Origin of the sequence: Pedobacter suwonensis, from assembly GCF_007833675.1 — a bacterium.
Taxonomy (GTDB): domain Bacteria; phylum Bacteroidota; class Bacteroidia; order Sphingobacteriales; family Sphingobacteriaceae; genus Pedobacter; species Pedobacter suwonensis.
This window is the reverse complement of sequence record NZ_CP031708.1, coordinates 5,577,088-5,603,383: the sequence shown is the minus strand read 5'-3', so window position 1 is coordinate 5,603,383 and position 26,296 is coordinate 5,577,088. Positions and strand designations below refer to the sequence as shown.

Here is a 26,296-nt window from a genome sequence, read left to right as displayed (position 1 = left end):
GAATACGTTTGATGATACATACGTGACAATTTGGATACTGGTTTTTTCGATTTGCATTTTTTTTTATAAGACCATTTTAATACATTCACCAACCTATAGCTATGACTACACTAAAGGCCATTATTGTTGATGATGAGGAGTTTGCACGATCGTCATTATTTTTTTTACTGCAACAGAATTGTCAGCAGGTAGAAATTACCGGTATAGCAAGATCTGTAAACGAGGCAAAAGACATTTTGGACCATCACCCTATTGACCTGATCTTTTTGGATATTGCCATGCCTGGCGGAAATGGTTTTGAATTGGTGGCCGATGCACAAAAACACAATGCTGCCATAATATTTACTACCGCCTACGATCAATATGCATTAAAAGCAATAAAGGCAAATGCGCTCGATTACCTGTTAAAACCAATTGATATTGATGAACTTAAAACAGCGGTAGACAAAGTTTCACAACACATCAAATTATTTAAAAGCCAGAACGAGAATGATGAACGAATAAACAATCTGGCTTCCAGTTTAAGTTCGAGATCAGAGATCAGGAAACTTACCCTTCCTTACGGACAGGGTTTTAAGATGATTGATATTGATGATATCATTTATATTGAAGCCGACAGTAACTATTCTATTGTACACCTAAACAACCACGAAAAAATCACTGTTTCTAAGGTTTTAAGGGAGTTCGAAGAATTATTGCCAACTGATCAGTTTGTTAGGATACACAAATCAAGCATTATCAACCTTAATCACTTAAAGGAATATAATTCTAAAAACGGACTGCAGGTTTTCCTAAAAAACGGTGAAAGCATTAACATTTCGAGGAGAAGAGCGAGCGATTTTTTTGAAAAAATAAAGTTATTTACCAAAGCAAATAGTGATCATTAGTCCGCATATAAAAAGAAAACAACTGGCTCAAAAAGCTACTCTGAAGTTTAGCTTCAGCAGTTTTTTTATTGCTTTTTTATTGCTGATCCTGGGTTTTATCGTACCTCAAAAACTTTTTTCGCAAACTACTTATCTCCCCCATTATAACACTAAAAACGGTCTTGCCAGCAATAACTGTTATTACATTTTACAGGATAAAAAAGGTTTTATATGGATTGCCACCGATAATGGATTGAGCCGTTTTGACGGAACAAACTTTCAGAATTTCACTATTGAAGATGGTTTGCCAGATACGCAGATCCTGCAGATGAAAGAAGATAAAGAAGGCCGTTTATGGTTTTTTGCACTTAACGGTCAGCTCAGCTACTTAAAAGAAGGAAAGTTTTACAACCAGAGCAACGATGAACTCCTTAAAAAACTCAACTTTAATACCGTAATTGTTTCCTTTTTAATTGATCAATCAGGGCGGATCTGGCTCGGAACAAACGCCAACCTGATTGTATGCTGGGATGGTAAAACCATTAGAAAATATATCTCTCCAAATCAAAAGGACAAATTTATCAATGCTTTTATCCATGAAGATGAACAAGGTAACATATTTGCATATAGCGATTTAAGTGTACAACAATTTAATGGAAGAACATTTACCCTGACCAAGTCAAAAGTACAACCCATTTCTTATATGACGGCTGCCAATAGCAGCAACAGATCTTTATTTTATCTTGATAATGGTGGATTAAAACAATACAGGCACGGAATCATCAACGAGATTATCTCCATCCCGCAAAACCTGATCAAAAACATGTCGGGATATTTTTATTACGATGTTAGCAGCAAAGAGGTTTGGCTATCAAACGCTAATGGCGCTTTTGCGCTTGATAAAAGCGGAAAAACGGTGCAGTACCTGCAGGATATTCCGGTTAACCAGGTGATTAAAGATAATAACCAGAACATGTGGTTTGCTACCAATCAGGGCATATACATGCTGCCGAACATGAATAACCGCTTATCGATTATTGATGCAGAATCTGGCTTGAGCAGCAATGTAATTAAAAGCATCACCAAAGACGGGAAAAACAGACTGTGGTTGGGTACTGATGATGCGGTAATCGATGTACTGAGCATCAACAATTATCAGGTTGATGAAATTGGGTTAGATGATTTTAAAAAATACAAAACCATTAAACAGCTAACTTTCGACCCTAAAGACCAAGCCATCTATTTCGCTTCTGATTATGGAATGGGGGTTTTCAAAAATATTTACAACAGCAGTAGCGATGTAAGTTATTTGAAGGAATCAAATAATTCGATGTTTGTGATCAAACACTTTAGCGTTGCTGAAAACAACAATCATCTTGCCCTGGCGCTATCATCAGGTGTTGTTTTCCTATCAGACAGAACCAGTAAACTTGAGTTTAATGCAGCAAAATATCGCGAAAAGGAGGATTTTTTTAAAGACAGGTCCTATCACGTTTTTTACGATCGTGAAGGCAATTTGTGGTTTTCAAATGTTAACGGACTTTCTCAATTTTCGAAAGGAAAACTGGTTAAACACTATGAGAACCATCCCCTGCTAACCAAAAGGATCAATGATATCCAGCAGCTTGCCGACGGAACATTGATTCTGGCTACCGATGGTTATGGTTTAATTTTTTATAAGAATAAACAGATTACTAGGCAAATTACTCAAAAAGACGGCTTAACCAATAACATCTGCACAAAAATATTCATCAAAAACAACGAAATATGGGTATTAACCAACAAAGGCGTTAACAAAATAGCCAATTACCCGAATGAACTTAATGTAGCAAATTTCGACTATGGAAAAGACCTTTTAAGTGATGATATAAACAGTTTGTATATTGATGACAGCACGGCTTATTTTGCTACAAACAAAGGGCTGATTCTATTTAAATACAACAATAAAAACATTATTAAAAACCTTCCTAAGGTATATGTTACTTCTATCATTAAAGATAGCGAACGTTTACCTGTTGATCAGGATAATTTTACTTTCGAAACGGGTAATAATACCATACTCTTTACCTTTAGCGCCGTTGATTTTACCACCAGTGATATCACCTACCGGTACCGTTTAAATGAAAATTCGGCCTGGATAGAAACCCGAACGAGGCGTTTGGATTTTTCATCGCTGCAATCAGGCGATTATGTGTTTGAAGTAAGTGCAAAAAGCCAAAACGGTAGTTGGGGTGAATCTGCAAAAATTGCCTTTACCATTAAAAGTCACTTTTGGCAAAGCCTATGGTTTTTATCCATTTTAATTTTGCTTGTGGCTTATATTTTTTATAAAGTGGCTGTTTATATCACCCGCAAGCAAAAGGATAAAGAACAAGCACAATTGTTGTTAAAAAACAAAGTGCTGATGTTAGAACAGCAGGCACTGCAGGCAATGATGAACCCCCATTTTGTATTTAATGTAATGAACTCCATCCAGCATTATATTAACACGCAGAACACAGCGTCTGCCAATAAGGTTTTAACGGGATTTGCCAGACTGATCAGAAAAAACCTGGAGATCTGTACCAAGAGTTATATCTCTCTGGAAGAAGAATTAGAATACTTAAACCTCTACCTGAAACTGGAGAAGAACCGGTTTGGTGACAAATTAGAATATATTTTTAATGTGGATGATGATATAGAGAGGGAGGAAACGTTTATTCCATCTATGTTGTTGCAACCATATGTAGAAAATGCCATATGGCATGGCATTATGCCAAAAGAGACTGGCGGTAAAATCATGATCAATATTAAACTGATGGATGAATTCTATCTTAATATTGAAATTATAGACGATGGTATTGGGATTGAAAACTCCTTAAAAGACAAAAAGGAGACACATATTAGTAAAGGTATGCAGCTTACCAAAGAAAGGTTACATCTTTTAGGTCAGATTGGAGCAAAACCTATACACCTAAACGTACGACAAAATACCACAAATGGTACAACCGTCTCCATTTCTATACCGTTAAAATAGACAATTTACCGTTTACTCAATTATTAATACCACTTACTAAATAGAATCTTGATCGAACCTGGTTTAGCCTTAAACTTGTGTTAGAAATAAACGATAGTGTTTATCAAAGACGTTCTTATAGAATTGATATAGATATTTAATAACCTAACCTAAAACTATATCTTAATTCAGGTTTCATTTGTGTGTTGAAAGCGGTCTTGTTTTTAAAAGCGAGACCGCTTTTTTTATGTCGAAAATTTTATTTTTGTATATGCCCAATCATAATATCACCAGACACATTGAAGCGCTTATATTTTCTTCCAGCCAAAGCATCGGTACGCAAGAAATCATTCTTGCCTTAAATGCAGTTTTTAATGAAGAGTTTATTGAAGAACAGGTTTTCGAAAGCATAGAGCAGATTAAGGAAAAGTATAGCCAGGATGATTTGGCAATCGAATTGGTATTTTTAAACAATGGCTACCAGTTTTTAACCAAAAAAGATTATCATGAAACGGTAAATCAACTGCAGTTACATCGCTCCAAGAAAAAATTAAGTCAGGCTGCGATGGAAACACTAGCCATTATTGCCTACCGGCAGCCCATAACCAAGTTGGAAATTGAACAGATAAGAGGAGTAAACTCTGATTATTCGGTACAACGCCTGCTTGAGAAAGAACTGATCAGTATTGATGGAAAAGCGGAAACCCCTGGCCGACCTATCCTCTATCGTACCAGTACATTGTTTATGGATTACTTTGGCTTAAACAGCTTAAACCAGCTTCCACGGTTAAAAGATATCGTTAAAGAGGAAAATTCTGTAGGAGAAAATGTAGAGCAAATAAATTAATTTATTTATTCACAGATTGTTATTAAAAAAAGTTTTTTTGTATTTTTAAACTATAAAAGCAATTTTTATTTTTGTGTTATGACAGCGCCAAAGAAACTCCCAACTAAACCGACTGCCAAAAAACAGGCAGACGAAGATGATGATTTTGAAGATGACGATATTCAAACAACAAAAAAGAAGCCTCAGGATGATGACGATGATGATTTCGACTTGCCATTAGATGATCTGGACAACTTCGACAATTTTGACGATGACGACGACGATTATTAATATTTAAAAAACATATATTTGAAAAAGCATCCGCCCGCTTGGTAGGATGCTTTTTAATTTTAAAATCTGCCCATGCAAGTTATATCCGTAAGCAATTCATCATTAAAAAAAGACTTTCTAAACACACCTAAAATCTTATATAAAAACGATAAAAACTGGATCTGTCCCCTGGATAGCGAAGTTGAAAATGTTTTTAACCCTGAAAAAAACACCTTTTTTGCACATGGAAAATGTACGCGCTGGGTATTAAAGGATGATGCAGGAAAACTGATTGGACGTGTAGCAGCTTTTATAAATGAGAAAAAAGCATACCATTATGACCAGCCAACAGGTGGAATGGGTTTTTTCGAATGTATTGATGATGAAAAAGCTGCCTTTCTTTTATTCGATACCGCCAAAAACTGGTTAACCGAAAATGGAATGAAAGCGATGGATGGTCCGATTAATTTTGGTGAAAACGATAGTTTCTGGGGACTATTGGTCGAAGGCTTTACCCCTCCATCTTTCGGCATGAACTATAATTTCCCCTATTATCATAAATTTTTCGAGAAATATGGTTTTGTTACCGAATATGAGCAATTGACCAATCATATTAATCTGACCATACCCTTTCCGGAACGTTTTACAAAAATTGCCAACTGGGTAAGAAATAAACCAGGTTACACCTTCGAATATTTCAGCAAATCCAATTCAGGCAAATACATCAATGATTTAATGGAAATTTACAATGATGGCTGGCAGAATTTTGAAAACTTTGTTCCCATCAAAAGAGAAACCCTTGAGGAGAGTTTTAAAAGTATGGAACCCATTATGGATGAACACCTGATTCAGTTTGCTTACTTCAACGGCGAACCGGCATCATTTGTCGTGTTGATTCCTGATGCAAATCAAATGATCAAAGGTTTTAACGGGAAGCTGGGTTTAATTGAAAAACTAAAGTTTGCTTACCGCCGTTGGGTGGGCGTTACGCGCATGAGGGCAATTGTAATGGGCACTAAACCTAAATTCCAGAAACACGGTTTAGAATCGGTACTTTTTATCCGTTTAGGCGAATATGTATTACCTAAAAACCAGTACAAAGAGCTTGAATTGAGTTGGGTAGGCGATTTTAACGAACAGATGATTGCCATCCATAAAGCTACAGGCGCAACATTTGGCAAAAAGCACTTAACAATGCGGAAGATATTTTAACCTTAACAGATTCGATACCTGACAAGGTTCGTGTCTCCACGAGCCTTTTTTATAATTGATATTCATTCCATCGTCCGCGTTTGTAACGCTGGATGGTAGAGAATGGCGATTGTATCGCCGTTAGCATTAAGCCATTTTATTCGAATTATAAATGCATATTCTCTAATCCTCATTGCAAAAGAGGACTATATTCTATTGTGCCGAACATCATCATGGCAATTAAGCAATATTTAAATCCCAAGCTTATCGTATAAATCAATCACCTTTTTGCGGAGTTTATTAATTTCCTCTTCTTTTTCGATCAGTTCTTTTTTAAGTGCAATGAGTTCTTTTGAGGAGTCAGATTCTGATACTGCTGATTGCCCGGTAATCAATTGTATTACCGGAACTTTGAATATTTTCGAAATCTGGAGTAAACGCGAGATATTGAGATCGGTCTGGCCCGTTTCGATTTTACAAAAAGCAGGAGTGGAAATGTTCAATTTTTTAGCCGCATCGGCCTGGCTTAGCCCTAGTAACAATCTACTTTGTTTGATATGATCTCCAATACTTTTCATAATTTAATTAGATATGGGATTTGAGAAGTGAGATTTGAGAAAATATACTCTCAAATCTCATGTCTGAAATCTCACTTCTTTATACCGGCCGCAAGTTCCGGCAAATCGAAACCTGCATAATTGCCAGAGCTCATCATTAATAAATTGGCATCTTTGTAATTTAAGCTCAACAAATAATCTTTAAGCTTTGACGCGTCATTAAAATACTTCAATTTTGGATTGGCGAAGGCCTTTTGCACATCGTCTTCAGAAAAAGGCTCCATTCGCTTTTGTTCGAAAGATTTAATGTCAATAAATACAATGGCCTCATCGGCTTTATCCATCGCACCTTTATATTCTTTCAGGAAATCTTTGTTTAAACTGCTAAAAGTATGCAATTCTATACATGCTACTAATTTACGACTGTTAAATTGGGCTTTAACAGCATCAATAGTCGCTTTCAGTTTTGACGGTGAATGTGCAAAGTCTTTATAAACATTGGTTGATACATCAGCCGAAATGACCTCTAAACGTTTAGCAGCCCCGGTAAATGATGCGATGGCTGTATCAAAATCGTTTTCACTGATAGCTAATTGTTTACATACCAATTTGGCGGCATTCAGGTTCATGAGGTTATGATCGCCAAAAATCTTCAATGCCGTTTCTTCCGGAAGCAGGTAAGTGATTCCGTTCCTGATTTCATGTTCAGGGATAGCATAACCGATCCTGGTCACATCAGCTTTTGATTTTGACACAATCTCATTCAAATCTGCATCTGCCTTACAGTAGATCAACGTACCCTTTGTTTCTATTGAATCAATAAACTTTTCAAATTGCAACGTATAGTCGGCATAGGTTGGAAAAACATTGATGTGATCCCAGGCAATTCCACTAATTACGGCAACATTTGCTTTATACAGGTGAAATTTCGGTCGTCTATCAATCGGAGAAGATAAGTATTCATCGCCTTCAATAATCATTACCGGAGCTTCTTCCGTTACTTTAACCATGGTTTCGAAACCGGCAAGCTGCGCGCCGACCAGATAATCAAAATCACGTTTATAGTAATTTAGTACATGTAAAATCATACTGGTGATGGTTGTTTTACCATGACTGCCACCAATTACTACACGCAGTTTATTCTTGCTCTGCTCGTAAATATATTCAGGATAAGAATAGATTTTAACACCCAATTCCTGTGCCTTCAATAATTCCGGATTATCAATACGGGCATGCATACCCAATATTACGGCATCCAGCTCGTTGGAAATGCGATTTTCATTCCATCCCATTTCAGCTGGCAGTAAACCATATTTATCCAAACGCGATTTTGCAGGTTCGAAAATCACATCGTCTGAACCTGAAATCTGATAACCTTTTTTATGTAGGGCAATAGCCAGGTTGTGCATGGCACTCCCACCAGTCGCTATAAAATGTATATGCATATATTTTGTTTTAGATCTGAGATGCTAAATGTGAGATGTGAGACAAGAAAATGAGATATGAGACAAAAGATGTAAGATACAAAATGAAGAACAAACACTTAAATACCTTAACCGCTCGGTCTTCCACCTTCCACTTTCTACCTTAAACCTTCTACCCTTCGACCTTTTTCTCAAACTGTGCCGCTACCCAATCACCGTTTTGTTTATGATCAACGTATTTAATGCCATATTTAGCACATTCGGCAGTAATCATCGCCAAATCAGGATCCAGATAAAAGCCACTGAAGAAAATTTTGCCTTCAGGTCTTAAAACCTCAGCATAACGGTGGATTTGATCTAATAATATATTCCTGTTAATGTTGGCAAAAATAACATCGTATTCATCATCTGGAATGAATTCTTTACTACCACAAAGTGCCTGTAAATTATTTACATCATTAAGCGCAGCATTTTCTACCGTACTCTCATAACAGATATCATCGTAATCGATGGCCATTAAACTTTTAGCCCCTAATTTTGCAGCCAGAATAGCTAAAATTCCGGTTCCGCACCCCATATCCAGAATGTGTTTATCCTTTAAATCGGCAGCCAGGATATACTGCATCATCATGGTGGTAGTTTGATGATGGCCGGTGCCGAAAGCCATTTTAGGATCAATTACGATTTCGTAAGGGTATGAAGGTTGTGGCTCATGAAACGTCGCTCTCACGTAACACACATCATCAATAATCAGCGGGCTAAAATTCTTCTCCCATTCTGCATTCCAGTTTTCGTCGGCAACATCTTCTAAAGTGTATTCTGCTGCAAATTCCTCACTGTAATTGCCCAATAGATCTTTTAATTCCTGCTCGTTAAAATTATCTTTAATAACGAAAGCCGTAAAACCAGCCTCACTATCTTCAAAAGTATCGAAGCCCAGGTCAGCAAGATCACTGATAAGCAGATCCTGTTGATAATCTTCGATACTTTTGAAAGTAAATATTGCTTTTATGTATTGCATCTAGCTATTTAATGCTTTAATAATATCTGTAAAATCGCGTGATTTTAACGATGCTCCACCGATTAGGCCACCATCAATATCTTTTTGTGCAAATAAGCTCGCGGCATTACCCGGATTACAACTGCCACCATATAAGATAGTGGTATCATCGGCTATATTAAAACCATAATTCGCTTCAATCTCACTACGGATAAAAGCGTGGATATCCTGTGCCTGTTCTGGTGATGCAGTCAACCCCGTTCCGATAGCCCAAACAGGTTCGTAAGCAATCACGATTTTTTTGAAATCTTCTTCAGTTAAACTAAAAAGCCCCTCTACCAGTTGCTTTTTCAATACTTCATAATAACTACCGTTGTTACGCTCATCCAAAGTTTCGCCAATGCAGAAAATCGGCGTTAAGCCGTTGGCTAAAGCAATTTTAGTTTTTTCCGCCAGTAAGGCATCGCTTTCAGCAAAATATTGTCTGCGTTCTGAGTGACCCAAAATCACATATTCTGCACCTACAGATTTCACCATTTTGGCCGAAGTTTCACCCGTATAGGCTCCACTTTCCTTATCGCTGATGTTTTGAGCGCCAATTTTAACATCGTTACCACCCAATTTTGCCAGGCTGTTTAAATGGATAAATGGTGAGCAAATAATAGCCAACTGATCGCCTTTTCGCTCATCTTTAACCATATTTACGATTTCGCTGAACAACGAAACGCCTTCGTTATAATCCAGGTTCATTTTCCAGTTACCGGCAACAATCTTTTTTCTCATTTTGTATTAGTTTTATATTTTAATTAAAGGGTCTTATTGGTCCCAAATTCTGGCCAGGGTCTGTTGTATCAATTACAAGCGTTTTTGCATATGCATCACCTACCCGTTGATTTTTTTCTGAATTTCTAACAAGGAGAAATGCGACAAGGCCGAAGCAAAAAAAATCAATAGGATCAAAAAAGCGTCGCTTAAGTGCCTGGGTAATTCCAATTTTTTCGCCATGCAAGGTTACAACTTTTAAATTAAAAGATTGATGCCCTAATGTAGCGCCATACACGCCTTCAGTTATCACAAAATAGAGTAGCCAAAAAAGAAAAATGGGTAAAATACCACCTCCTGATATTGTATAAGCCCCTTCTTCAACATATTCTCCGAAAAAAATCAGGTATACCATAAAGCAAGCCCCAAAAAGCCCATAATCTAAAATAGATGCATAGATTCTTTTTTTAATATTAGCTTTATAATGCCTCATTATTAAACCCTTCTATACGATTCTGTTAATTTAAATACTTTAGTAATAATGTCTTTTTCTACTTCATCAAAAGCCATATTTTTTCTTGCAAATACCTTTTCGGTAGTTTCGAACATTTTATGCAGCTTATAAATGTCGAAACCAGCCGCACCGCCCCAACTAAAATCGGGTATGTGATTTGGCGGAAAACCACCTCCAAAAACATTGGCTCCAACCCCTACCACACTACCGGTATTGAACATGGTATTAATACCTGCTTTAGCGTGGTCGGCCATGATCAGTCCACAAAATTGGAGGCTGGTGTTGCGCATTTTCCGAGTTTCGTAATCATAAAGTTTTACCTCTGCATAATTATTTTTTAAATTCGAATTATTGGTATCGGCACCAATATTACACCACTCGCCCATTACCGAATTGCCCAGATATCCTTCGTGGCCCTTTGCGGAGTTACCCCAGATTACGGCGTTGTTAATTTCGCCACCTGCACGGCTATTGGGACCAATTGTGGTACCCGAATAGATCTTCGCACCCATTTTTATCGATGAATTTTCACAAAGTGCAAAAGATCCCCTGATTAAAGCGCCTTCCCAAACCTCGGCATTTTTACCGATGTAAACTGGTCCATAAGTAGTATTAAACACGCTGCACTCTGCTTTTGCACCGTCCTCCAGGAAAATATCATCGCCCAGTAACTGGTTGGTACCACTAAGTTTTGCAGAGCTGCGTCCTTCGGTTAACAGTTTAAAATCTTTTCTGATCTCTGAAGGGTTATTTCCAAAAATATGCTCCGGATAAACAATACGTGTAAAATCTCCGGAGTATTCAATTTGCTTGAGCGACTTAATCGCTTCAAGAGCGTGCTGATCAGCAATGTAGGCTATAACAACATCGTTTTGATAAAGTGCTTCTCCCGCTTTAAGGCCGGAAATAGCATCAAGCAAGGCTTCGTCAGGACAAACAGAACCATTTATACATAAATCGGCATTAGGCTTTGGTGCAAATTTTACAGAAAGGTGATCCTGAGTGTGAAAGCCAAAATCAGCTTTTAAATGTTTTGCCCATTTCTCGGCAATGGTTAAAATACCAATGCGTAAATCGGCCACAGGCCTGGTAAACGTAAGTGGACGTAAGAACATCCAGGAAGCATCATCAAATAGATTGATTGTCATAAGCAGCAAAAATAAAAAAAGTCCCGATGCTTTTGGCAAAGGGACTTCAAAAAATGCTTTTTGTTGCTAGAATTATTTCTTAGCGTAACGGTTTTTAAATTTATCGATACGTCCTGCTGTATCTACCAATTTCATTTTACCAGTATAAAAAGGGTGTGAAGTGTGAGAAATCTCTAATTTATAAAGCGGATACTCGTTACCATCTTCCCATTTAATTGTTTCTTTAGTATCTACACAAGATTTTGTTAAGAAAGCATATTCGTTAGACATATCTTTAAAAACAACTGGTCTGTAGCTTGTTGGGTGCAAATCTTTTTTCATTTGAATATTATTTTTAGTTATTTGTGTGAAAGCATCAAGAACATTCTTGCAATTTGCTGGCAACAACGCTTATGACATTTCCTATTAGTCTTTCTACCTCTATTTTAGAGGATGCAAATATCCTAATTTTATTTTTGATTTACAAGCCTAAATAAAGAATTTTAAATTATATCTTTCTTCTGCTTGAGGAAGTGTGAAAACATACCGATGGCCCGGTTTGGCAAAATTAAACTTTTTAAGCTGAATATTGTTTTCCAGATATTTAAAATTTTATGTAAGTTTGATATATGAGAAAACACGGCGAATTAGATGGCATTATCCATGCCAACAGCAGCGGGAAGCTCTATATTAAAAGTCCTGATTTTTTTGCACAGCCAAGGGTAATTGAGATGGTAAGCGCGTTGATGCAATCAAATATCTTTAAAAAAATAGAAAAGGATAAAAGAAAAAATAACCTTATAAATGCCATTTAACCTACTTTTATTCCCTCTGGTAGGCGGCTACTATATATTAATCCGGTTCAGATACCTGCGGTATGTACAATACCGGCTGGAAAGCCAACGAATATTACTGAACGCCGCCTTTGCAGGTATTTTACTGCTTGGTGCATGTTTTATATTACGGGCAATCTTCATTGCCATCTGGCCCGAAATGATTGAATACCTCAGCAAATCACTTCCGATACACACTCCTTATTTCGGCACGACCAGCCTCTCGTTGTTTGTTGCGGTTGCGGCAACAGAAATTGCTAATCTCTTCATTAATCGCCTTAAAGCCATAAAAAAGGCGATAGCTACTTCAGGAAACGAATTTGAATTACTATTAAGTTCATCTTTTTTCGATGCCCATCTTTTACAGTTCACCATGGACAGCGGGAAATTCTACATCGGATGGGTAAAAGAATTACCAAAGCCCTTTACCACCAGTTACATACGCATTACCCCTGCATTTAGTGGTTACCGCAGAACTGATGACAAGGAACTGGTTTTCACCACGCAGTATTTAACCGTTTATGCCAGCTATATTGAGGATGGCTCTGTAGCAAATACCAATGAGCTGAAAACCGATCTCGTGCTGAAAGCAGATAAGATCAACTCAGTTTCGTTTTTTGATATGGATATGTATAACCGCTTTAATCCTGTACAGGAAGAAGCCACCTAATCTTTCTTAGGACTATATTTTTTCCAGGTTTCTATTTTGGCCATCTGCCGGGCGATATAGGCATCAGCAATTACTTCAGCTGAACTTGAACCTTCCACCGTCTCCAACAGCTCCTTTAATTTATACTGGTCTACATCGGCTTTATATAAAATCTGGATCAGTTTAGGAAAATCGTTATCAATCAGATAGGCAAAAGCGTCAATAAGAAGCACGCGCAGTTGATTTTCAGCAAGTTGATCTGGGATATCGAAATCTTTGCTGATGATGTTAATGAGTGACATGGAACAGGATTTTAAGATTTCAGGATTTCAAGATTAAAGTTTGTTAGCATAGAAGTTGTTCATATTGGGCTTAGGCAATTTACACTGCCCGAAGAAGCACAGTCGAAAATTAAATAAATTTGGTAAAAGCGGCAACTCTTGATTTAAACACTATTTCGCCTTATACTTATGGTGTGCTTGCTTGTTTCACAGGTTTCGGCGGGACTATTACGGTTAGCAGGACTTTAGATGCTACGGAACAAGAGACCGTTCGTTTTCAAAAGACCCTGAAATAAATTCAGGGTGACGCACGAATTAAATCCACTTAATTTCCTGGCAAATTTCAATCAACACACCATTGGTATCTTTTGGATGAACAAAACAAACCATTTTATTGTCTGCACCCTTTTTCGGAGAATCACTGAGCAACACAAAACCTTCTTTATGCAGTCTTTCCATTTCTGCCAGGATATCATCAACCAGGAAAGCGATATGATGAATTCCCTCCCCCTTTTTCTCGATAAATTTAGCGATAGCGCTATCTGGTGCAGTAGCTTGAAGCAATTCTACTTTATTCTCGCCAGTTTTAAAGAAAGCGGTATTGACCAGTTCGGATGACACCTGTTCGGTTTTATAACAATCGGTATTGAGCAGTTTCTCGTATATGGCTATGGAACGGTTAAGGTCTTTTACCGCGATACCGATGTGTTCTATCTTTTTCATAGGGTATAAGGTTATGTTAATGTAAAAATGCAGCTTTTCTCTATAAGCTCATAGCTATTATTTATAATTGTTAAATAAGTTTTTTCGTATCTTTGTATTATAATTAACAGAATAGAGATGAAACAGCCGATATATTTAGATAATAATGCTACAACACCGTTAGATCCACGTGTGCTGGAAGCCATGCTACCTTACTTTACTGAAAAATTTGGAAACGCCGCAAGCCGTAACCATGCTTTTGGATGGGTGGCTGAAGAGGGCGTAGATTATGCCCGCGAGGAGGTAGCCAAATTAATCGGCTGTACTGAAAAAGAAATTATTTTTACATCAGGTGCTACTGAAGCCGATAACCTGGCGATTAAAGGTGTATTTGAAATGTATAAAGAAAAAGGTAACCACATTATTACTGCGGTTACTGAACATAAAGCAGTTTTAGATACCTGTAAACATTTAGAAAAAAATGGCGCACGCGTTACTTATCTAGGTGTTAAAGAAGACGGTTTAATTGATCTGGCTGAACTTGAAGCGGCCATGACTCCTGAAACGATTTTAGTTTCAATTATGTATGGCAATAATGAAATTGGCGTAATTCAGCCCGTTAAAGAAATTGCAGCCATTGCCCACAAACATGGTGCTTTATTTATGACTGATGCTACACAGGCAGTCGGTAAAATTCCGGTTGATGTAAATGCTGATGGCATTGATTTAATGGCTTTCTCTGCACACAAAATGTACGGTCCGAAAGGTGTTGGTGCACTTTATGTTCGCCGTAAAAACCCAAGGGTTAAGGTTACTGCACAAATGGATGGCGGTGGCCACGAGCGCGGTATGCGTTCAGGTACCTTAAACGTTCCTGGTATTGTAGGTTTAGGTAAAGCTTGTGAACTTTGCCGGTTAGAAATGGAAAGCGAGGCCATCCGTTTATCAGCTTTACGCGATAAATTAGAATCTACTTTAAGCCAAATGGAAGAAAGCTATGTTAATGGTAACACACAACACCGTTTGCCACATGTAGCTAATATTTCTTTCAAATATGTTGAGGGTGAAGGTTTAATGATGGCGATGAGTGATTTGGCGGTATCTTCAGGATCAGCTTGTACTTCAGCATCTTTAGAACCATCATATGTGTTGAAAAGCTTAGGTTTATCTGATGATCTGGCACACTCTTCTATCCGTTACGGTTTAGGAAGGTTTACTACTGAAGAAGAGATAGACCAGGCCATTGAAGTCACTCAAAAAGCGGTTAATCACCTGAGAGAACTTTCTCCACTTTGGGAAATGTTCAAGGAAGGAATAGATTTGAGCAAAATTGAGTGGGCAGAACACTAAGTCAGTTTGGAGTTGGCAGTTAACAGTTTGGAGAACGCGAACTGGCAATTGAAAACTGATCATTGAAAACTAATTAAAAAATTGCTCCGTAAGGAGATTAAAAAAATAAAATCATGGCATATTCAGAAAAAGTAATTGATCATTACAATAACCCGCGTAATGTAGGTACTTTAAATAAAGACAGTAAATTTGTAGGCACCGGGTTAGTTGGTGCACCTGAGTGTGGCGACGTAATGCGCTTGCAAATTGAGGTTGGAGAAGACAACGTCATTACCGATGCTAAATTTAAAACATTCGGTTGCGGTTCGGCTATTGCTTCTTCATCTTTAGCAACAGAATGGTTAAAAGGAAAAACAATTGATGAGGCATTGGCTATTGATAACATGGACATTGTGGAAGAATTGGCTTTACCACCAGTAAAAATCCACTGCTCAGTATTGGCAGAAGATGCAATTAAATCTGCCATTAACGATTACCGTGTTAAAAATGGTTTGGAAGCGATTGCGCTGGAAAAATCACACCACTAGACTAGATATGAGACAATAGATTTGAGATGTGAGGCACCTAACTTAGGCGCAAATACTTCTCAAATCTCATCTCTCAAATCACAAATCTTTATTACTATGATTACAATAACAGATAAAGCAAAAGACAAAATTGAGCACTTAATGCAGGATTCGGAAATGGGTTCTGATTACTTTTTACGTGTTTCAGTAAAAGGTGGTGGTTGCTCTGGTTTATCATACAATTTAGATTTCGATAACGAGGAACAAAAAGGGGATCAGTTTTTTGAAGATAAAGGAATTAAAATTGCTTTAGATATGAAATCTTTCCTCTACCTGGCCGGAACTGAATTAGATTTTACCGATGGTTTGAACGGAAAGGGTTTCAATTTTGTAAATCCAAATGCAAGTCGTACCTGCGGTTGTGGAGAGAGTTTCTCTGTATAAAATTAAAATTAAAAAGAAAGCGGCTTTGGATATTTTCCGAGCCGCTTTTTCTGTTATTTGAGTTGGAATGTTTTACTGCTCATGATACCTCTTTCGGTAATCACGGCCATTTTGCTATTGAAATCTGTAGGCTCAGAAGTATAATCGCCATCAAATGCAACCCTGCCTTGCCCCTCTGCGATGGTACCAAATCCGGCATGAGAATCGTCGATGTTTATGATCCCCGCAATTCCGTTTTTAATGTTATTGCCATCTTTTTCTCCTGACATTAAAAAAGCGTAAAAACTATATCCACCGTTTCTGTAAGCTTTTACCTTCCCGTAAACGGTAAATTTATTTCCCCCCCCACTAATGGCGGTTACCACACTGGTATCTGCAGCACCAATAAAGTTTTTCCCCAACATTTTAATGCTGAAATCAGTAGTACTTTGCTCATAAAGTTTAATTACCCCATCATTAAGCACATAACCAGGCTGATAGGGATCGTTGGGTATGTTACTGCTCTTTATGGTAAAGGGCTTAAATAAGTATGCACCATCAATATTTGGGGGCGTAGTACCCTTATTTATGGTAAAACCTAATTTGGTCAAGCTATCCACATACTTTTGAGGGATAATATCCTCGATTTTTTTGCTCAAGATTTCTTCATCGCTCGGATTGATATCGTTATTTTTAGAGCAAGCCGTCAGTTGCAACACCAAACCTACTATCAAAGCAAATGCACATCCTTTAACTACCATAGTTAATCTTGTTATTGGTTTTTTCATCATACAATTTTTAATTTTTAAGTACTGAAATGCAGATTTGCAACTGTAATGCCATAACCAATAATTTGGCAACCCTGGATTAAAAATAACGGAAAACCACTATATCGATCTACCTAAAATCAGGTATTTGCATCAGTTTTTCAACGAAGCCTGTGTCCGTTTTTCTGACGATATTTTACAGGCTATTAAATTTTATTTTTAAAAAAATTTTGGAACAGGTTGATGATACAGTTGCCATTATTAAACCAAAAAGCCTTATAATTGTTAATTATTATCAGCGAACCAATTACGAGCATGCCATTAATAAACGAATTTTCAACTGTACCAACCTTATTACGGAATGTTGTTAAAAATATCCATAAACCTCAGGAAACCTTCTTAATCCACAAACAGGGAGCAGAATGGACAGAAATTTCTTATGAAGATACTTTAAAACGAGCGGATGCAGTTTCTGCATTTTTTCTGGAAAAAGGGATCGAAAAAGGCGATCGTTTGGGTTTAATGATTGAGAATTCTCCGGAATATGTATATTATGACCAGGGTATTCAGCAAATTGGTCTAATTAATGTCTCTATTTATCCTACACTTTCCGAACAGGAAGTAGCCTATATTATTAACGATTCCGGCATAAAAGCTATTCTGGTTGGGAATAATTTTCTTTACCGCAAGGTTTTAAAAGTTGCGGCAAATTGTAAAGAATTAAAATATATCATTCCTGCTTTCAAAGATTTTGAAAAGGTTACAATCCCGGCAGATGTAAATGTAGAAGTAATTGCTTTTTCTGACATCTTAGCGCTTAAACATCAAATTACAGCAGCCGAAAGGGCCGAAATTGACCAATGCAGGAGCCTTGTACTTCCGCAGGATGTTTCCTCATTAATTTATACTTCAGGAACAACAGGAACTCCGAAGGGTGTGATGCTTACCCACTATAATTTTGTAAAAAATGTAGAGGTGTGTTTGCAGCAAATTCCGGTAATCGATCAAACTGAAACTTTCCTTTCTTTCTTACCGTTATCGCACGTTTTCGAACGTACCGCAACTTACCATGTTTGCTGCGCCCAGGGCTGTAAGATAGCTTTTGCACAAAGTTTAGAACTACTGGCCAAAAACATGGGCGAAGTTCGTCCTACCGTAATGAGTTGTGTGCCACGATTACTGGAACGCATACATGACAAAGCAATTAAAGGTGGTACTGCAGGCGGCGGCACAAAAGCGAAAATATTTACCTGGGCACTGGAAATTGGCAATAAGTATAGGCTAGCAAAAGAGGCCGGTGAAAACCCAGGTTTGATCCTATCGGCAAAAAAAGGCATTGCAGAGAAACTGGTATTCAGCAAGATTAAGGAAAAAACCGGTGGAAGATTAAAATTCATGATTTCTGGCGGCGCTGCTCTACCTAAAAATGTAGGGGAATTTTTTGGCGATCTTGGCATTAAAATATTGGAAGGTTTTGGATTAACCGAAACTTCACCGGTAATGTCGGTTACCGAATACCACAGACAGGTTTATGGCACCGTTGGTCGGATTATTCCCGGCATTGAAGTAGCGATACAAGATGTGGAGAGTAAAGAAATGATCAGCATTCAAACACATAATACTTTTAGCGAAGATTTTGAATGTGCAGAAGGTGAAGTAATTGTACGTGGCCATTGCGTAATGAAAGGTTATTTCAACAAGCCTGCGGAAACTGCCGAGGCGATTGATAAAGATATGTGGTTCCACACGGGTGATATTGGCCGTTTTTACAAGGGTAATCTTCAGATCACCGATCGTTTAAAAAACATGATCGTAAATGCCTACGGTAAAAATGTGTATCCTACCCCTGTAGAAAACATTTACCTAAAAAGCCCGAAGATTGATCAATTGTTTTTGATCGGCGATAAACGTGAATTTATTACGGCCATCATTATTCCAAACCGCGAAACGCTCGAAGAAACCTTTAAACTTAAACCTTCATTTTTTGAAGAGGCCGATCCTTTTATCAGCAATCCTGAAATTATCGATTGGATGGAGCAGGACATTAAGAAAATATCTAACGAACTGGCCAAATTTGAGCGCATTAAGAACTTTAAGATCAAGCGCAATCCTTTCAATATCGATGAAGGGGAAATCACTCCAACCCTGAAGGTTAAACGCCGCATTGTAGAAAAAAAATATGCCGAAGCAATTGATGAAATGTATGAAGAAGGTATAGAAGCGGAATCATAATTAAAAGGGCCATCATTATAAATTTTAATTGTGGCCCTTTATTTATAAAGCATCAGTTACAGATCCATGCCATTTGCATCAGTTGTTAATATTTCGCTCATGTAGTCAAAAAAGGGACGCATATTTTTAAATCCCTGATTGCAGTAGCCAAGGAAGTCCGTACTCAAAACTTCCTCGTCGGTAAATTGATGAATCAACAAAAATTGTTTGTAGCGTAGCAAATCGATGTCCTGATGATCTGCATCAAAGCCTTTTGGAGCTGTTTTCAATTGTTCTCCTTTCAATGCCCCGAAAAAAGAGGCAAAAGATCCTACACTTAGTATTTCCCTCAAAGGCGCGGCATCAAAACTGATTTGCTCCCTTATCAGTTTTAGATCTTGCGGCGAAGGCCCGAAAAAGCCACCTGCCACAAAGCTATTGCCTGGTTCGATATGGAAATAATAGCCACCTCTCCTTTGTTTGCCAGCACGTTTAAAACTTCCGCTCCAATGTGTTTTGTAAGGCGTTTTATCATTTGAAAAACGCGTATCCCGATAAATCCGGTATAAACTTTTCTTTCCGGATGCTGTTTCAATTACATCATGGGTATTCATTAAATCCAACAACTGCTGCGCAAAAGATTCTATGTAGCCTAGCTCCTTCTGATAGGCCGTTTTATGATCATTAAACCAATTGCGTTCATTGTTATTTTTTAACAATCTTAAAAACTCAAAACTAGAAAGCGGTATTTGTTTTATATCGGGCATAGTTTTTTAAGGGCTAATCATTCAGGCAAATATAACATCCATAAAACACTAAATTCATATCGCTTACCCATAAAATTGCACTGGTTTACCCTAAAAGCATTCTTGCTTCCACTCTATCATCGTAGAATAAATACCCTGTTTATCTTAAATTTCACATTTTTATCCCATTGTTTTTTCACGTCCTAAAAGGCATTTTTATATGAAATTAAGCATTTATTAATTGCAATACCTTTCTTATCTTTGCCCAAAGGTGTCTTTTCAAAAAAATGATGTTGGAAATGATATCCATTACATTAATAAACACATTGCAAATTCTTACTTTTGCAAAAAATACCCGAAATGAGTATAGGATTATCAGAACAAGAGCAATTACGACGTGAGTCGCTAAAACAACTACGTGCATTAGGCATTGAACCTTATCCTGCAGAAGCTTATGAAGTAAATACTTATGCAGCAGATATATTAGCTAATTATGAATCAGATAAGACAGCATACAAGACAGTAGTATTAGCCGGTAGAATTATGAGCCGGAATATTATGGGTGCTGCATCTTTTACTGAATTACAGGATTCTACCGGCAGGATTCAGATCTACCTAAAGCGTGATGAACTTTGTCCTGGCGAAGATAAATCCCTGTACAACACCGTATTTAAAAAACTTTTAGATATCGGCGATTTCATTGGGGTTAAAGGATATGTGTTTACTACACAAACAGGAGAAATTTCGGTACATGTAACTGAATTTAAGGTACTTTCTAAGTCATTACGCCCACTACCAATCGTAAAACGTGATGATGAGGGAAACGTATATGATGGTTTTACCAATCCGGAACTGCGTTATCGCATGCGTTATGTAGATTTAACGGTAAATCCTGATTATAAACAGATCTTTATAAAACGCAGCAAGGTAATCAATACCATGCGCAATTATTTCGATAACCAGGGCTGGATGGAAGTGGAAACCCCTATCCTACAACCTATCCATGGCGGTGCAGCGGCACGTCCGTTTGCTACACACCACAATACTTTAGATATGCCGCTTTATCTGCGCATTGCAAATGAGCTTTACCTAAAAAGATTAATTGTTGCCGGTTTTGACGGTGTGTATGAATTCGGTAAAATGTTCCGTAACGAAGGAATGGACCGTACGCATAACCCTGAGTTTACTTCAATGGAGATTTATGTTGCCTATAAAGATTATATCTGGATGATGGCGATGGTTGAGGAATGTTTGGAAAAAGTAGCTATTGCAACAACAGGCTCTGCAGTTGTAAAAGTTGGTGCAAACGAAATTAATTTTGAAGGACCATATGAAAAACTAACCATGTACGAGTCAATAGAAAAGTATACCGACATTGATGTTTCAAACATGACAGAAGAAGAAATTGCTGTAAAATGTAATGAAATGGGCATTGAGATCGATTCAACCATGGGTCGCGGTAAATTAATTGACGAAATTTTCGGTGCGAAAGTAGAAGCAAATTTAATTCAGCCAACCTACATTACCGATTACCCGATCGAAATGACGCCACTGGCTAAAAAACACCGTACTGCCGAAGGTTTGGTGGAACGTTTTGAACTGTTTGTGAATGGCAAAGAGATTGCAAACGCTTATTCAGAATTAAACGATCCGATTGACCAGAAAGAACGTTTGGAAGATCAGTTAAAATTAGCTGCCCGTGGAGATGATGAAGCGATGGCGATGGATGATGATTTTGTACGCGCTTTAGAGTATGGTATGCCTCCTACTTCTGGTTTGGGTATTGGTATAGACCGTTTGGTGATGTTAATGACTAACCAAAGTACTATCCAGGAAGTTTTATTCTTCCCACAGATGCGCCCGGAGAAAAAGAAAATTGAAATGAGCGCTGAAGAAAGTGAATTGTATGCATTAGTAAAAGAAAACGAGCAGCACCTGTTAACTGACGTAAAGTCAAAGTTGACTGAATGGAGCAATAAAAAATGGGATACTACCCTAAAAGCTTTAACCGGAAAAGGCATTTTGAAAGTTACCAAAACAGATGACGGCTTATTTCTATCCCATAAATAATGAATTTGTTAACTTTCAGGTAAAACATTAGCCTGATTTTTAACAAAAACATAACACAAAGTTAAAAGGCTTGCTAACAATTGTTTAGCAAGCCTTTTCTATATTTACAGCAATTGATCATTAAAGTCATTGCGATATGAATACTTCAAGTTTAGAAATCAACGAAAGAGAATACTGCATTAAATTGAGTAAAGATGCTTTCGATTTAACCCTGGTCCGCCAATTGATAAAAAGAATCCAGGCCGAAGCACTGTTCTTCTCCAGAAAAGAGGTTGAAGAAGATGATATCTTAAGTAAAAGAGCCCAACGGGAAGACTTTGAAGGTTTTGACTATTTAGGAGACAAATAACAGTCTATACGTCACCCTGATCCGATAGCAATCGGATTTATTTCAAGGTCTGTTAGCTAGATGCTGAAATGAATTTAGCATGACGATTGGGCTAACCGATTAACTATTTTAAACAGTTAACCGATTAACCAATTTGGACAATTAACCTTTCTAGTCAACATCCAAAGATCCTTCTACCGAGTCATCCATCGTTTTACCGGTGATTACGGACGCGGCCATTTTCAAAAACGCTACAGCTGTACCGTGTTTGGTATCCCAGTAATATCCTTCTGTCGGAATCACTTTGATCAATGTGATATTCGGGTCGTCTTTTCCTCCCTGAAACCAGGTTTTAATAAACGGACTCCAAAGCTCATCGATTTTAGCCTGGTCCCTGCTGATTTCTGAAATGCCATAGATATTTACGAAACCGGAATGTGCTCCGGCCTGAAACAACAAGTGTGTAAAAGGATCAGCTGAAATTTCCTCGTTTTTATGACTGTCTTTCATGCTCATGAACCAGATATTACCTTCATCATCAACTTGCTGAATGGCCATTGGCCTGACTGATAGCGGCACGCCTGTTTTAATATTGGTACAGAAAAAGCAACTTTCAGCTTTTTCAGCCAATGTTCTCAGCTTTTCGATAGCTTCTTTACCGCCCAGATCCTGGATATTATTTTCTTCCTGAGTATTGTTGGTACTCCCTTCCTGTGATGTTGCCATAGTATTTTAATTTTATATAAACTACAATGGAAAGTAGAATTTGGTTTTGATTTTATGCGTAAGGATGATCCTTTGTAAAAAAGTACAGATGCTCATCTCCCGAGATATTAAACCATATAAGAAATATAAGCAGCATATAACTATATGCACTTCCGTGTCTTATATGGTAATCGATAATTGAACGTTCATTTCCTTAAAAAAAACATTGTTATCATAGCGTAGAAAGCCTATGCAAAAAACCAAGTACATTAAGATTTAACCCAATAAAAAAGCCATCTCAATTTGAAATGGCTTTATAAAGAGATGTGATCAATACTATCTGTAACGAACTTGCTGCTGTTTGTCCATCATACCCATCTGGTCTTTCATTTGTTTAATCTGATCGGCCAGCAATTTATTCTTATCTGCTTTTTTAGCTTCGGCAAGGTACATCGTTGCCTCACGTTTGTTGCGTTTGGCCATAGCAATACCTGCTAAACTTAATTTTGCAAGCGCTATATTATGATCCATCTGCATACCCAATGCAAGCGATTTCTTGAAATACTTCTCACTCTGCATAGGCGCTGTTCTACTTTCAATTAATCCGATCAACAAATTATAATAACCGTGCTGAACTTTAATCAACTGCGTTTCATAATTGGTAATACGGTCTAAAAACATTTTTGCTTTGGGCATGTTATCTTTTCTAAGAAACCATTGTGCTAAAAGCATGTTTTCATTAAAGAAATAAGTTATCAGTACAATTATCCCCAATAAAATGGCAATAATACCCCATGGCCAGAAACCGAAAATAAATAAAGCTACTGCGCCACCCAGTAAAGCAAACCCCGCAATTAATCTGATGATATTTGGCATAAATTTTATCCTAATTATTTTTTTTTGCAAATATCGTGTTTAAATGGCACAAATTAGATTTTAAAACAATAATTTCAATAAAAATTTAAAAGCTCAAAAAAAATCTACTAACTATGAAAATCTTCTTCTCCATAACCCTAATCATATTTGCAATGAATGTTTCTGCACAAGACCTGAACAAGAAAATACACGACGAAGTACACAACAAGGATATATTAATCAATGCCTGCACGCGCGAGGGCGTTACCACTTTCCCTGAATTTAAGGAAATGTACGATCCGCTTTATGAGGCATATGTGCCAGATGCAGCAACAATGATCGAACTGAAAAAGCTGATCAAGAATGAAAAAATCAAGATTGTTTTAGGAACATGGTGTGGCGACAGCAAGGCGAACGTACCAAACTTTCTTAAAATTTTAGACGCGCTGCAGTTTAAAGATAAAAATGTAGAAATTATCGCAGTTGATGGAAACAAAAAGGCTGAAAATGGCATACTGAATGGGTTGGATATTGTAAGGGTGCCAACTTTCATTATTTTTGATAAAAAAGGTAAAGAATTGGGGCGGATTACCGAAGGACCTAAAACTACACTCGAAGGAGATTTGTTGGCTATATACCAGAAAAAGTCTTAAACTTTTAAAGCATTTCTTTAGTTCGAGGTTCATAGCCTGATATTCATGATCTCCCAAATGTTTGATAATCGATAACCTGTTGGCTTATGTTTATCTACACTGAGGATTGACGATAATCTATCAAACCATTGACTAAAATTCATTTACAGACATTACCCCAAATCCATTTTACATCATACATCTTACATTAATATATACATCAGCATTATGTCAGCAGCATTAGAACCAGGATGGTTAGCCGTTTTAGAAGAAGAATTTGAGAAAGACTATATGATAAAACTGAAAGCTTTTTTACAGGAGGAAAAGCAAAGAGGTGCAACTATTTATCCAAAGGGTGCAGACATATTTAATGCATTGAATACTACTCCATTTGATGAGGTTAAAGTGGTGATTTTAGGTCAGGATCCTTATCATGGGGTTGGCCAGGCGCATGGCCTTTCTTTTTCTGTGCAACGTGGTGTTGCAGTCCCGCCCTCATTAAAAAATATATACAAAGAACTGGAAACTGATATTGAAGGTTTTAAAACGCCAAATCACGGTTACTTAACGCACTGGGCAGAACAAGGTGTACTGCTATTAAATGCCACTTTAACCGTTCGTGCTTCAGAAGCCGGCTCACACCAAAACCAGGGATGGGAAATTTTTACGGATGAAATTATTAAGTCTTTATCTCAAAAGCGAGAACATATTGTATTTTTATTGTGGGGTAAATATGCGCAGCAAAAGGCGGCTTTAATCGATCAGAAAAAACATTATGTTCTGACTGCAGCTCACCCATCACCATTTTCTGCATACAATGGCTTCTTCGGATCGAAACATTTTTCGAAGGCAAATCAGTTGTTGGTGCAAAACAATCTTAAACCAATTGACTGGAATTTACCAGCCTAATGAATACCTATTTCATTAGCGGCCTCGGTGCTGATCAACGGATTTTTTCCCGATTAAAGCTGAGTGAAAAGATCACGGTTATCCATATTGACTGGATAGATCCTCATAAAAATGAGTCACTTGAATCTTATGCTGAACGCCTTAGCCAAATTATCGATACCAGCCGGCCATTTGCTTTGGTAGGCGTATCTTTTGGTGGAATGATTGCAGTGGAAATGGCCAAACGATTAAAACCTGTAGCAACAATTATTATTTCAAGCACGATGTTAAGCAGCCATCTGCCCGGATTATACCGCTTTGCCGGAAAACTTAAACTACTAAAATTTATTCCAGCTAAATTTCTAAAAGCATCGAACAAACTTACACAGCACTATTTTTTCGGTACAAAATCGTCAAATGAGAAAATATTACTGAACAGGATTATAAAAGATACTGATCCTCATTTTCTAAAATGGGCAATTGGAAGCATTTTAAGTTGGAGAAACAAAACTGTACCAGAAAGGATTTACCATATCCACGGTACACAAGATAAAATTCTGTATGCCAAAATAGCGAAACCAGATTTCGTGATCAACAATGGAACTCACTTCATGGTTTATCAAAATGCGAAGCAGATCTCAGGCATTATTGATCAACTGATATTGAATAATGGAACAGAAAATCTTACTCCATTGGCTAAAAACGATTAGCTTAATCTGAAGTAAACAATGGTGGCCATTAAAATGATCGTCAGCTTTGGAATATTGTCAGGTAAAAATCCATATTCGATTTTTAAACTGCATATGCTCGATCAGATG

The 26,296-nt window shown here is 37.4% G+C and carries 29 protein-coding genes; 16 read left to right on the top strand and 13 right to left on the bottom strand.

Annotated features, from left to right (window positions below):
• The first annotated feature begins 101 nt into the window (after positions 1–101).
• The 5 genes from DV942_RS22980 (at position 102) to DV942_RS22960 (ending at position 6,169) form a co-directional block, all read left to right on the top strand.
• Positions 102–887 (top strand): LytR/AlgR family response regulator transcription factor, encoded by a 786-nt coding sequence (locus DV942_RS22980; protein WP_090987412.1) that lies wholly within the window; start codon positions 102–104, stop codon positions 885–887.
• A complete protein-coding gene (locus DV942_RS22975; protein ID WP_244950780.1) occupies positions 877–3,882 on the top strand; it encodes a ligand-binding sensor domain-containing protein in 3,006 nt (1,001 codons plus the stop codon). Before DV942_RS22980 ends, DV942_RS22975 begins: the two co-directional genes overlap by 11 nt.
• Before the next feature lie 250 nt (positions 3,883–4,132).
• The gene (gene scpB / locus DV942_RS22970; protein ID WP_145861394.1) at positions 4,133–4,708 is read left to right on the top strand and encodes an SMC-Scp complex subunit ScpB; all 576 of its coding nucleotides are present in this window, start codon (positions 4,133–4,135) and stop codon (positions 4,706–4,708) included.
• A gap of 78 nt (positions 4,709–4,786) precedes the next feature.
• Positions 4,787–4,978, top strand: a complete 192-nt coding sequence (locus tag DV942_RS22965; RefSeq protein WP_090987414.1) for a hypothetical protein — start codon at positions 4,787–4,789, stop codon at positions 4,976–4,978.
• Positions 4,979–5,050: 72 nt separating this feature from the next.
• Positions 5,051–6,169, top strand: coding sequence for a GNAT family N-acetyltransferase (locus DV942_RS22960; protein ID WP_145861392.1), 1,119 nt, complete (start codon positions 5,051–5,053; stop codon positions 6,167–6,169).
• Between the two features lie 230 nt (positions 6,170–6,399).
• Here DV942_RS22960 and DV942_RS22955 read toward each other — a convergent pair whose 3' ends face one another.
• From DV942_RS22955 to DV942_RS22925, 7 genes are all read right to left on the bottom strand, one after another.
• Positions 6,400–6,726 (bottom strand): helix-turn-helix domain-containing protein, encoded by a 327-nt coding sequence (locus DV942_RS22955; protein WP_145861390.1) that lies wholly within the window; start codon positions 6,724–6,726, stop codon positions 6,400–6,402.
• 71 nt (positions 6,727–6,797) lie between these two features.
• Complete coding sequence (locus tag DV942_RS22950; protein WP_145861388.1) at positions 6,798–8,150, bottom strand: UDP-N-acetylmuramate--L-alanine ligase; 1,353 nt, start codon at positions 8,148–8,150, stop codon at positions 6,798–6,800.
• Between the two features lie 151 nt (positions 8,151–8,301).
• Positions 8,302–9,150 carry a 50S ribosomal protein L11 methyltransferase gene (gene prmA, locus DV942_RS22945; RefSeq protein ID WP_145861386.1) on the bottom strand — a complete coding sequence of 283 codons (849 nt, stop codon included), beginning with the start codon at positions 9,148–9,150 and terminating at the stop codon, positions 8,302–8,304.
• The gene (tpiA, locus tag DV942_RS22940) at positions 9,151–9,912 is read right to left on the bottom strand and encodes a triose-phosphate isomerase (protein ID WP_090987424.1); all 762 of its coding nucleotides are present in this window, start codon (positions 9,910–9,912) and stop codon (positions 9,151–9,153) included.
• 19 nt (positions 9,913–9,931) lie between these two features.
• Positions 9,932–10,384, bottom strand: coding sequence for an RDD family protein (locus DV942_RS22935; protein ID WP_145861384.1), 453 nt, complete (start codon positions 10,382–10,384; stop codon positions 9,932–9,934).
• A gap of 2 nt (positions 10,385–10,386) precedes the next feature.
• On the bottom strand, positions 10,387–11,553 hold the full coding sequence (locus tag DV942_RS22930; RefSeq protein ID WP_145861382.1) for a putative sugar nucleotidyl transferase: 1,167 nt from the start codon (positions 11,551–11,553) through the stop codon (positions 10,387–10,389).
• A 72-nt stretch (positions 11,554–11,625) separates the two neighbouring features.
• Positions 11,626–11,874 (bottom strand): type B 50S ribosomal protein L31, encoded by a 249-nt coding sequence (locus DV942_RS22925; RefSeq protein ID WP_025142617.1) that lies wholly within the window; start codon positions 11,872–11,874, stop codon positions 11,626–11,628.
• A 287-nt stretch (positions 11,875–12,161) separates the two neighbouring features.
• On the opposite strand from DV942_RS22925, the gene DV942_RS22920 reads away from it, so the two are divergent.
• Positions 12,162–12,347: a hypothetical protein gene (locus DV942_RS22920; protein ID WP_145861380.1), complete on the top strand. Its 186-nt coding sequence runs from the start codon at positions 12,162–12,164 to the stop codon at positions 12,345–12,347.
• Positions 12,337–13,035, top strand: coding sequence for a hypothetical protein (locus DV942_RS22915; protein WP_145861378.1), 699 nt, complete (start codon positions 12,337–12,339; stop codon positions 13,033–13,035). The genes DV942_RS22920 and DV942_RS22915 overlap by 11 nt, the downstream gene beginning before the upstream one ends.
• Here DV942_RS22915 and DV942_RS22910 read toward each other — a convergent pair.
• Positions 13,032–13,316 (bottom strand): hypothetical protein, encoded by a 285-nt coding sequence (locus DV942_RS22910; protein WP_145861376.1) that lies wholly within the window; start codon positions 13,314–13,316, stop codon positions 13,032–13,034. The two genes, DV942_RS22915 and DV942_RS22910, sit on opposite strands and share 4 nt — an antisense overlap.
• Before the next feature lie 294 nt (positions 13,317–13,610).
• Positions 13,611–14,018 (bottom strand): methylmalonyl-CoA epimerase, encoded by a 408-nt coding sequence (gene mce, locus DV942_RS22905; protein ID WP_145861374.1) that lies wholly within the window; start codon positions 14,016–14,018, stop codon positions 13,611–13,613.
• A gap of 117 nt (positions 14,019–14,135) precedes the next feature.
• Here mce and DV942_RS22900 point away from each other — a divergent pair, with 117 nt between their 5' ends.
• From DV942_RS22900 to DV942_RS22890, 3 genes are all read left to right on the top strand, one after another.
• Entirely contained in the window at positions 14,136–15,347 is a 1,212-nt protein-coding gene (locus DV942_RS22900) for an IscS subfamily cysteine desulfurase (protein WP_090987435.1), read from the top strand.
• 113 nt (positions 15,348–15,460) lie between these two features.
• The gene (gene iscU, locus DV942_RS22895; RefSeq protein WP_039476200.1) at positions 15,461–15,874 is read left to right on the top strand and encodes a Fe-S cluster assembly scaffold IscU; all 414 of its coding nucleotides are present in this window, start codon (positions 15,461–15,463) and stop codon (positions 15,872–15,874) included.
• Between the two features lie 96 nt (positions 15,875–15,970).
• A complete protein-coding gene (locus DV942_RS22890; protein WP_090987437.1) occupies positions 15,971–16,297 on the top strand; it encodes a HesB/IscA family protein in 327 nt (108 codons plus the stop codon).
• 53 nt (positions 16,298–16,350) lie between these two features.
• Here the strand turns inward: DV942_RS22890 and DV942_RS22885 are convergent, their stop codons facing one another.
• Complete coding sequence (locus tag DV942_RS22885; RefSeq protein WP_145861372.1) at positions 16,351–17,067, bottom strand: hypothetical protein; 717 nt, start codon at positions 17,065–17,067, stop codon at positions 16,351–16,353.
• A 291-nt stretch (positions 17,068–17,358) separates the two neighbouring features.
• Here DV942_RS22885 and DV942_RS22880 point away from each other — a divergent pair, with 291 nt between their 5' ends.
• The gene (locus tag DV942_RS22880) at positions 17,359–19,275 is read left to right on the top strand and encodes an AMP-dependent synthetase/ligase (RefSeq protein WP_145861370.1); all 1,917 of its coding nucleotides are present in this window, start codon (positions 17,359–17,361) and stop codon (positions 19,273–19,275) included.
• A 56-nt stretch (positions 19,276–19,331) separates the two neighbouring features.
• Here the strand turns inward: DV942_RS22880 and DV942_RS22875 are convergent, their stop codons facing one another.
• Positions 19,332–20,021, bottom strand: coding sequence for a DUF2461 domain-containing protein (locus DV942_RS22875; protein ID WP_145861368.1), 690 nt, complete (start codon positions 20,019–20,021; stop codon positions 19,332–19,334).
• A gap of 339 nt (positions 20,022–20,360) precedes the next feature.
• Between DV942_RS22875 and lysS the strand changes: the two genes are divergently transcribed.
• Both lysS and DV942_RS22865 read left to right on the top strand, forming a co-directional pair.
• Positions 20,361–22,070 carry a lysine--tRNA ligase gene (gene lysS / locus DV942_RS22870; protein ID WP_145861366.1) on the top strand — a complete coding sequence of 570 codons (1,710 nt, stop codon included), beginning with the start codon at positions 20,361–20,363 and terminating at the stop codon, positions 22,068–22,070.
• A gap of 136 nt (positions 22,071–22,206) precedes the next feature.
• Positions 22,207–22,419, top strand: coding sequence for a hypothetical protein (locus DV942_RS22865; RefSeq protein ID WP_145861364.1), 213 nt, complete (start codon positions 22,207–22,209; stop codon positions 22,417–22,419).
• Positions 22,420–22,569: 150 nt separating this feature from the next.
• Here DV942_RS22865 and DV942_RS22860 read toward each other — a convergent pair whose 3' ends face one another.
• Together DV942_RS22860 and DV942_RS22855 are read right to left on the bottom strand one after the other, a co-directional pair.
• Positions 22,570–23,124, bottom strand: a complete 555-nt coding sequence (locus tag DV942_RS22860; protein ID WP_145861362.1) for a pyridoxamine 5'-phosphate oxidase family protein — start codon at positions 23,122–23,124, stop codon at positions 22,570–22,572.
• A gap of 315 nt (positions 23,125–23,439) precedes the next feature.
• A complete protein-coding gene (locus DV942_RS22855) occupies positions 23,440–23,979 on the bottom strand; it encodes a hypothetical protein (protein ID WP_090987690.1) in 540 nt (179 codons plus the stop codon).
• A gap of 113 nt (positions 23,980–24,092) precedes the next feature.
• Here DV942_RS22855 and DV942_RS22850 point away from each other — a divergent pair, with 113 nt between their 5' ends.
• The 3 genes from DV942_RS22850 (at position 24,093) to DV942_RS22840 (ending at position 26,188) form a co-directional block, all read left to right on the top strand.
• The gene (locus DV942_RS22850) at positions 24,093–24,611 is read left to right on the top strand and encodes a thioredoxin family protein (protein WP_145861360.1); all 519 of its coding nucleotides are present in this window, start codon (positions 24,093–24,095) and stop codon (positions 24,609–24,611) included.
• Positions 24,612–24,818: 207 nt separating this feature from the next.
• Positions 24,819–25,499, top strand: a complete 681-nt coding sequence (gene ung / locus DV942_RS22845) for a uracil-DNA glycosylase (RefSeq protein WP_145861358.1) — start codon at positions 24,819–24,821, stop codon at positions 25,497–25,499.
• Complete coding sequence (locus tag DV942_RS22840) at positions 25,499–26,188, top strand: alpha/beta hydrolase (protein WP_145861356.1); 690 nt, start codon at positions 25,499–25,501, stop codon at positions 26,186–26,188. The genes ung and DV942_RS22840 overlap by 1 nt, the downstream gene beginning before the upstream one ends.
• The last annotated feature ends 108 nt before the right edge of the window (positions 26,189–26,296 follow it).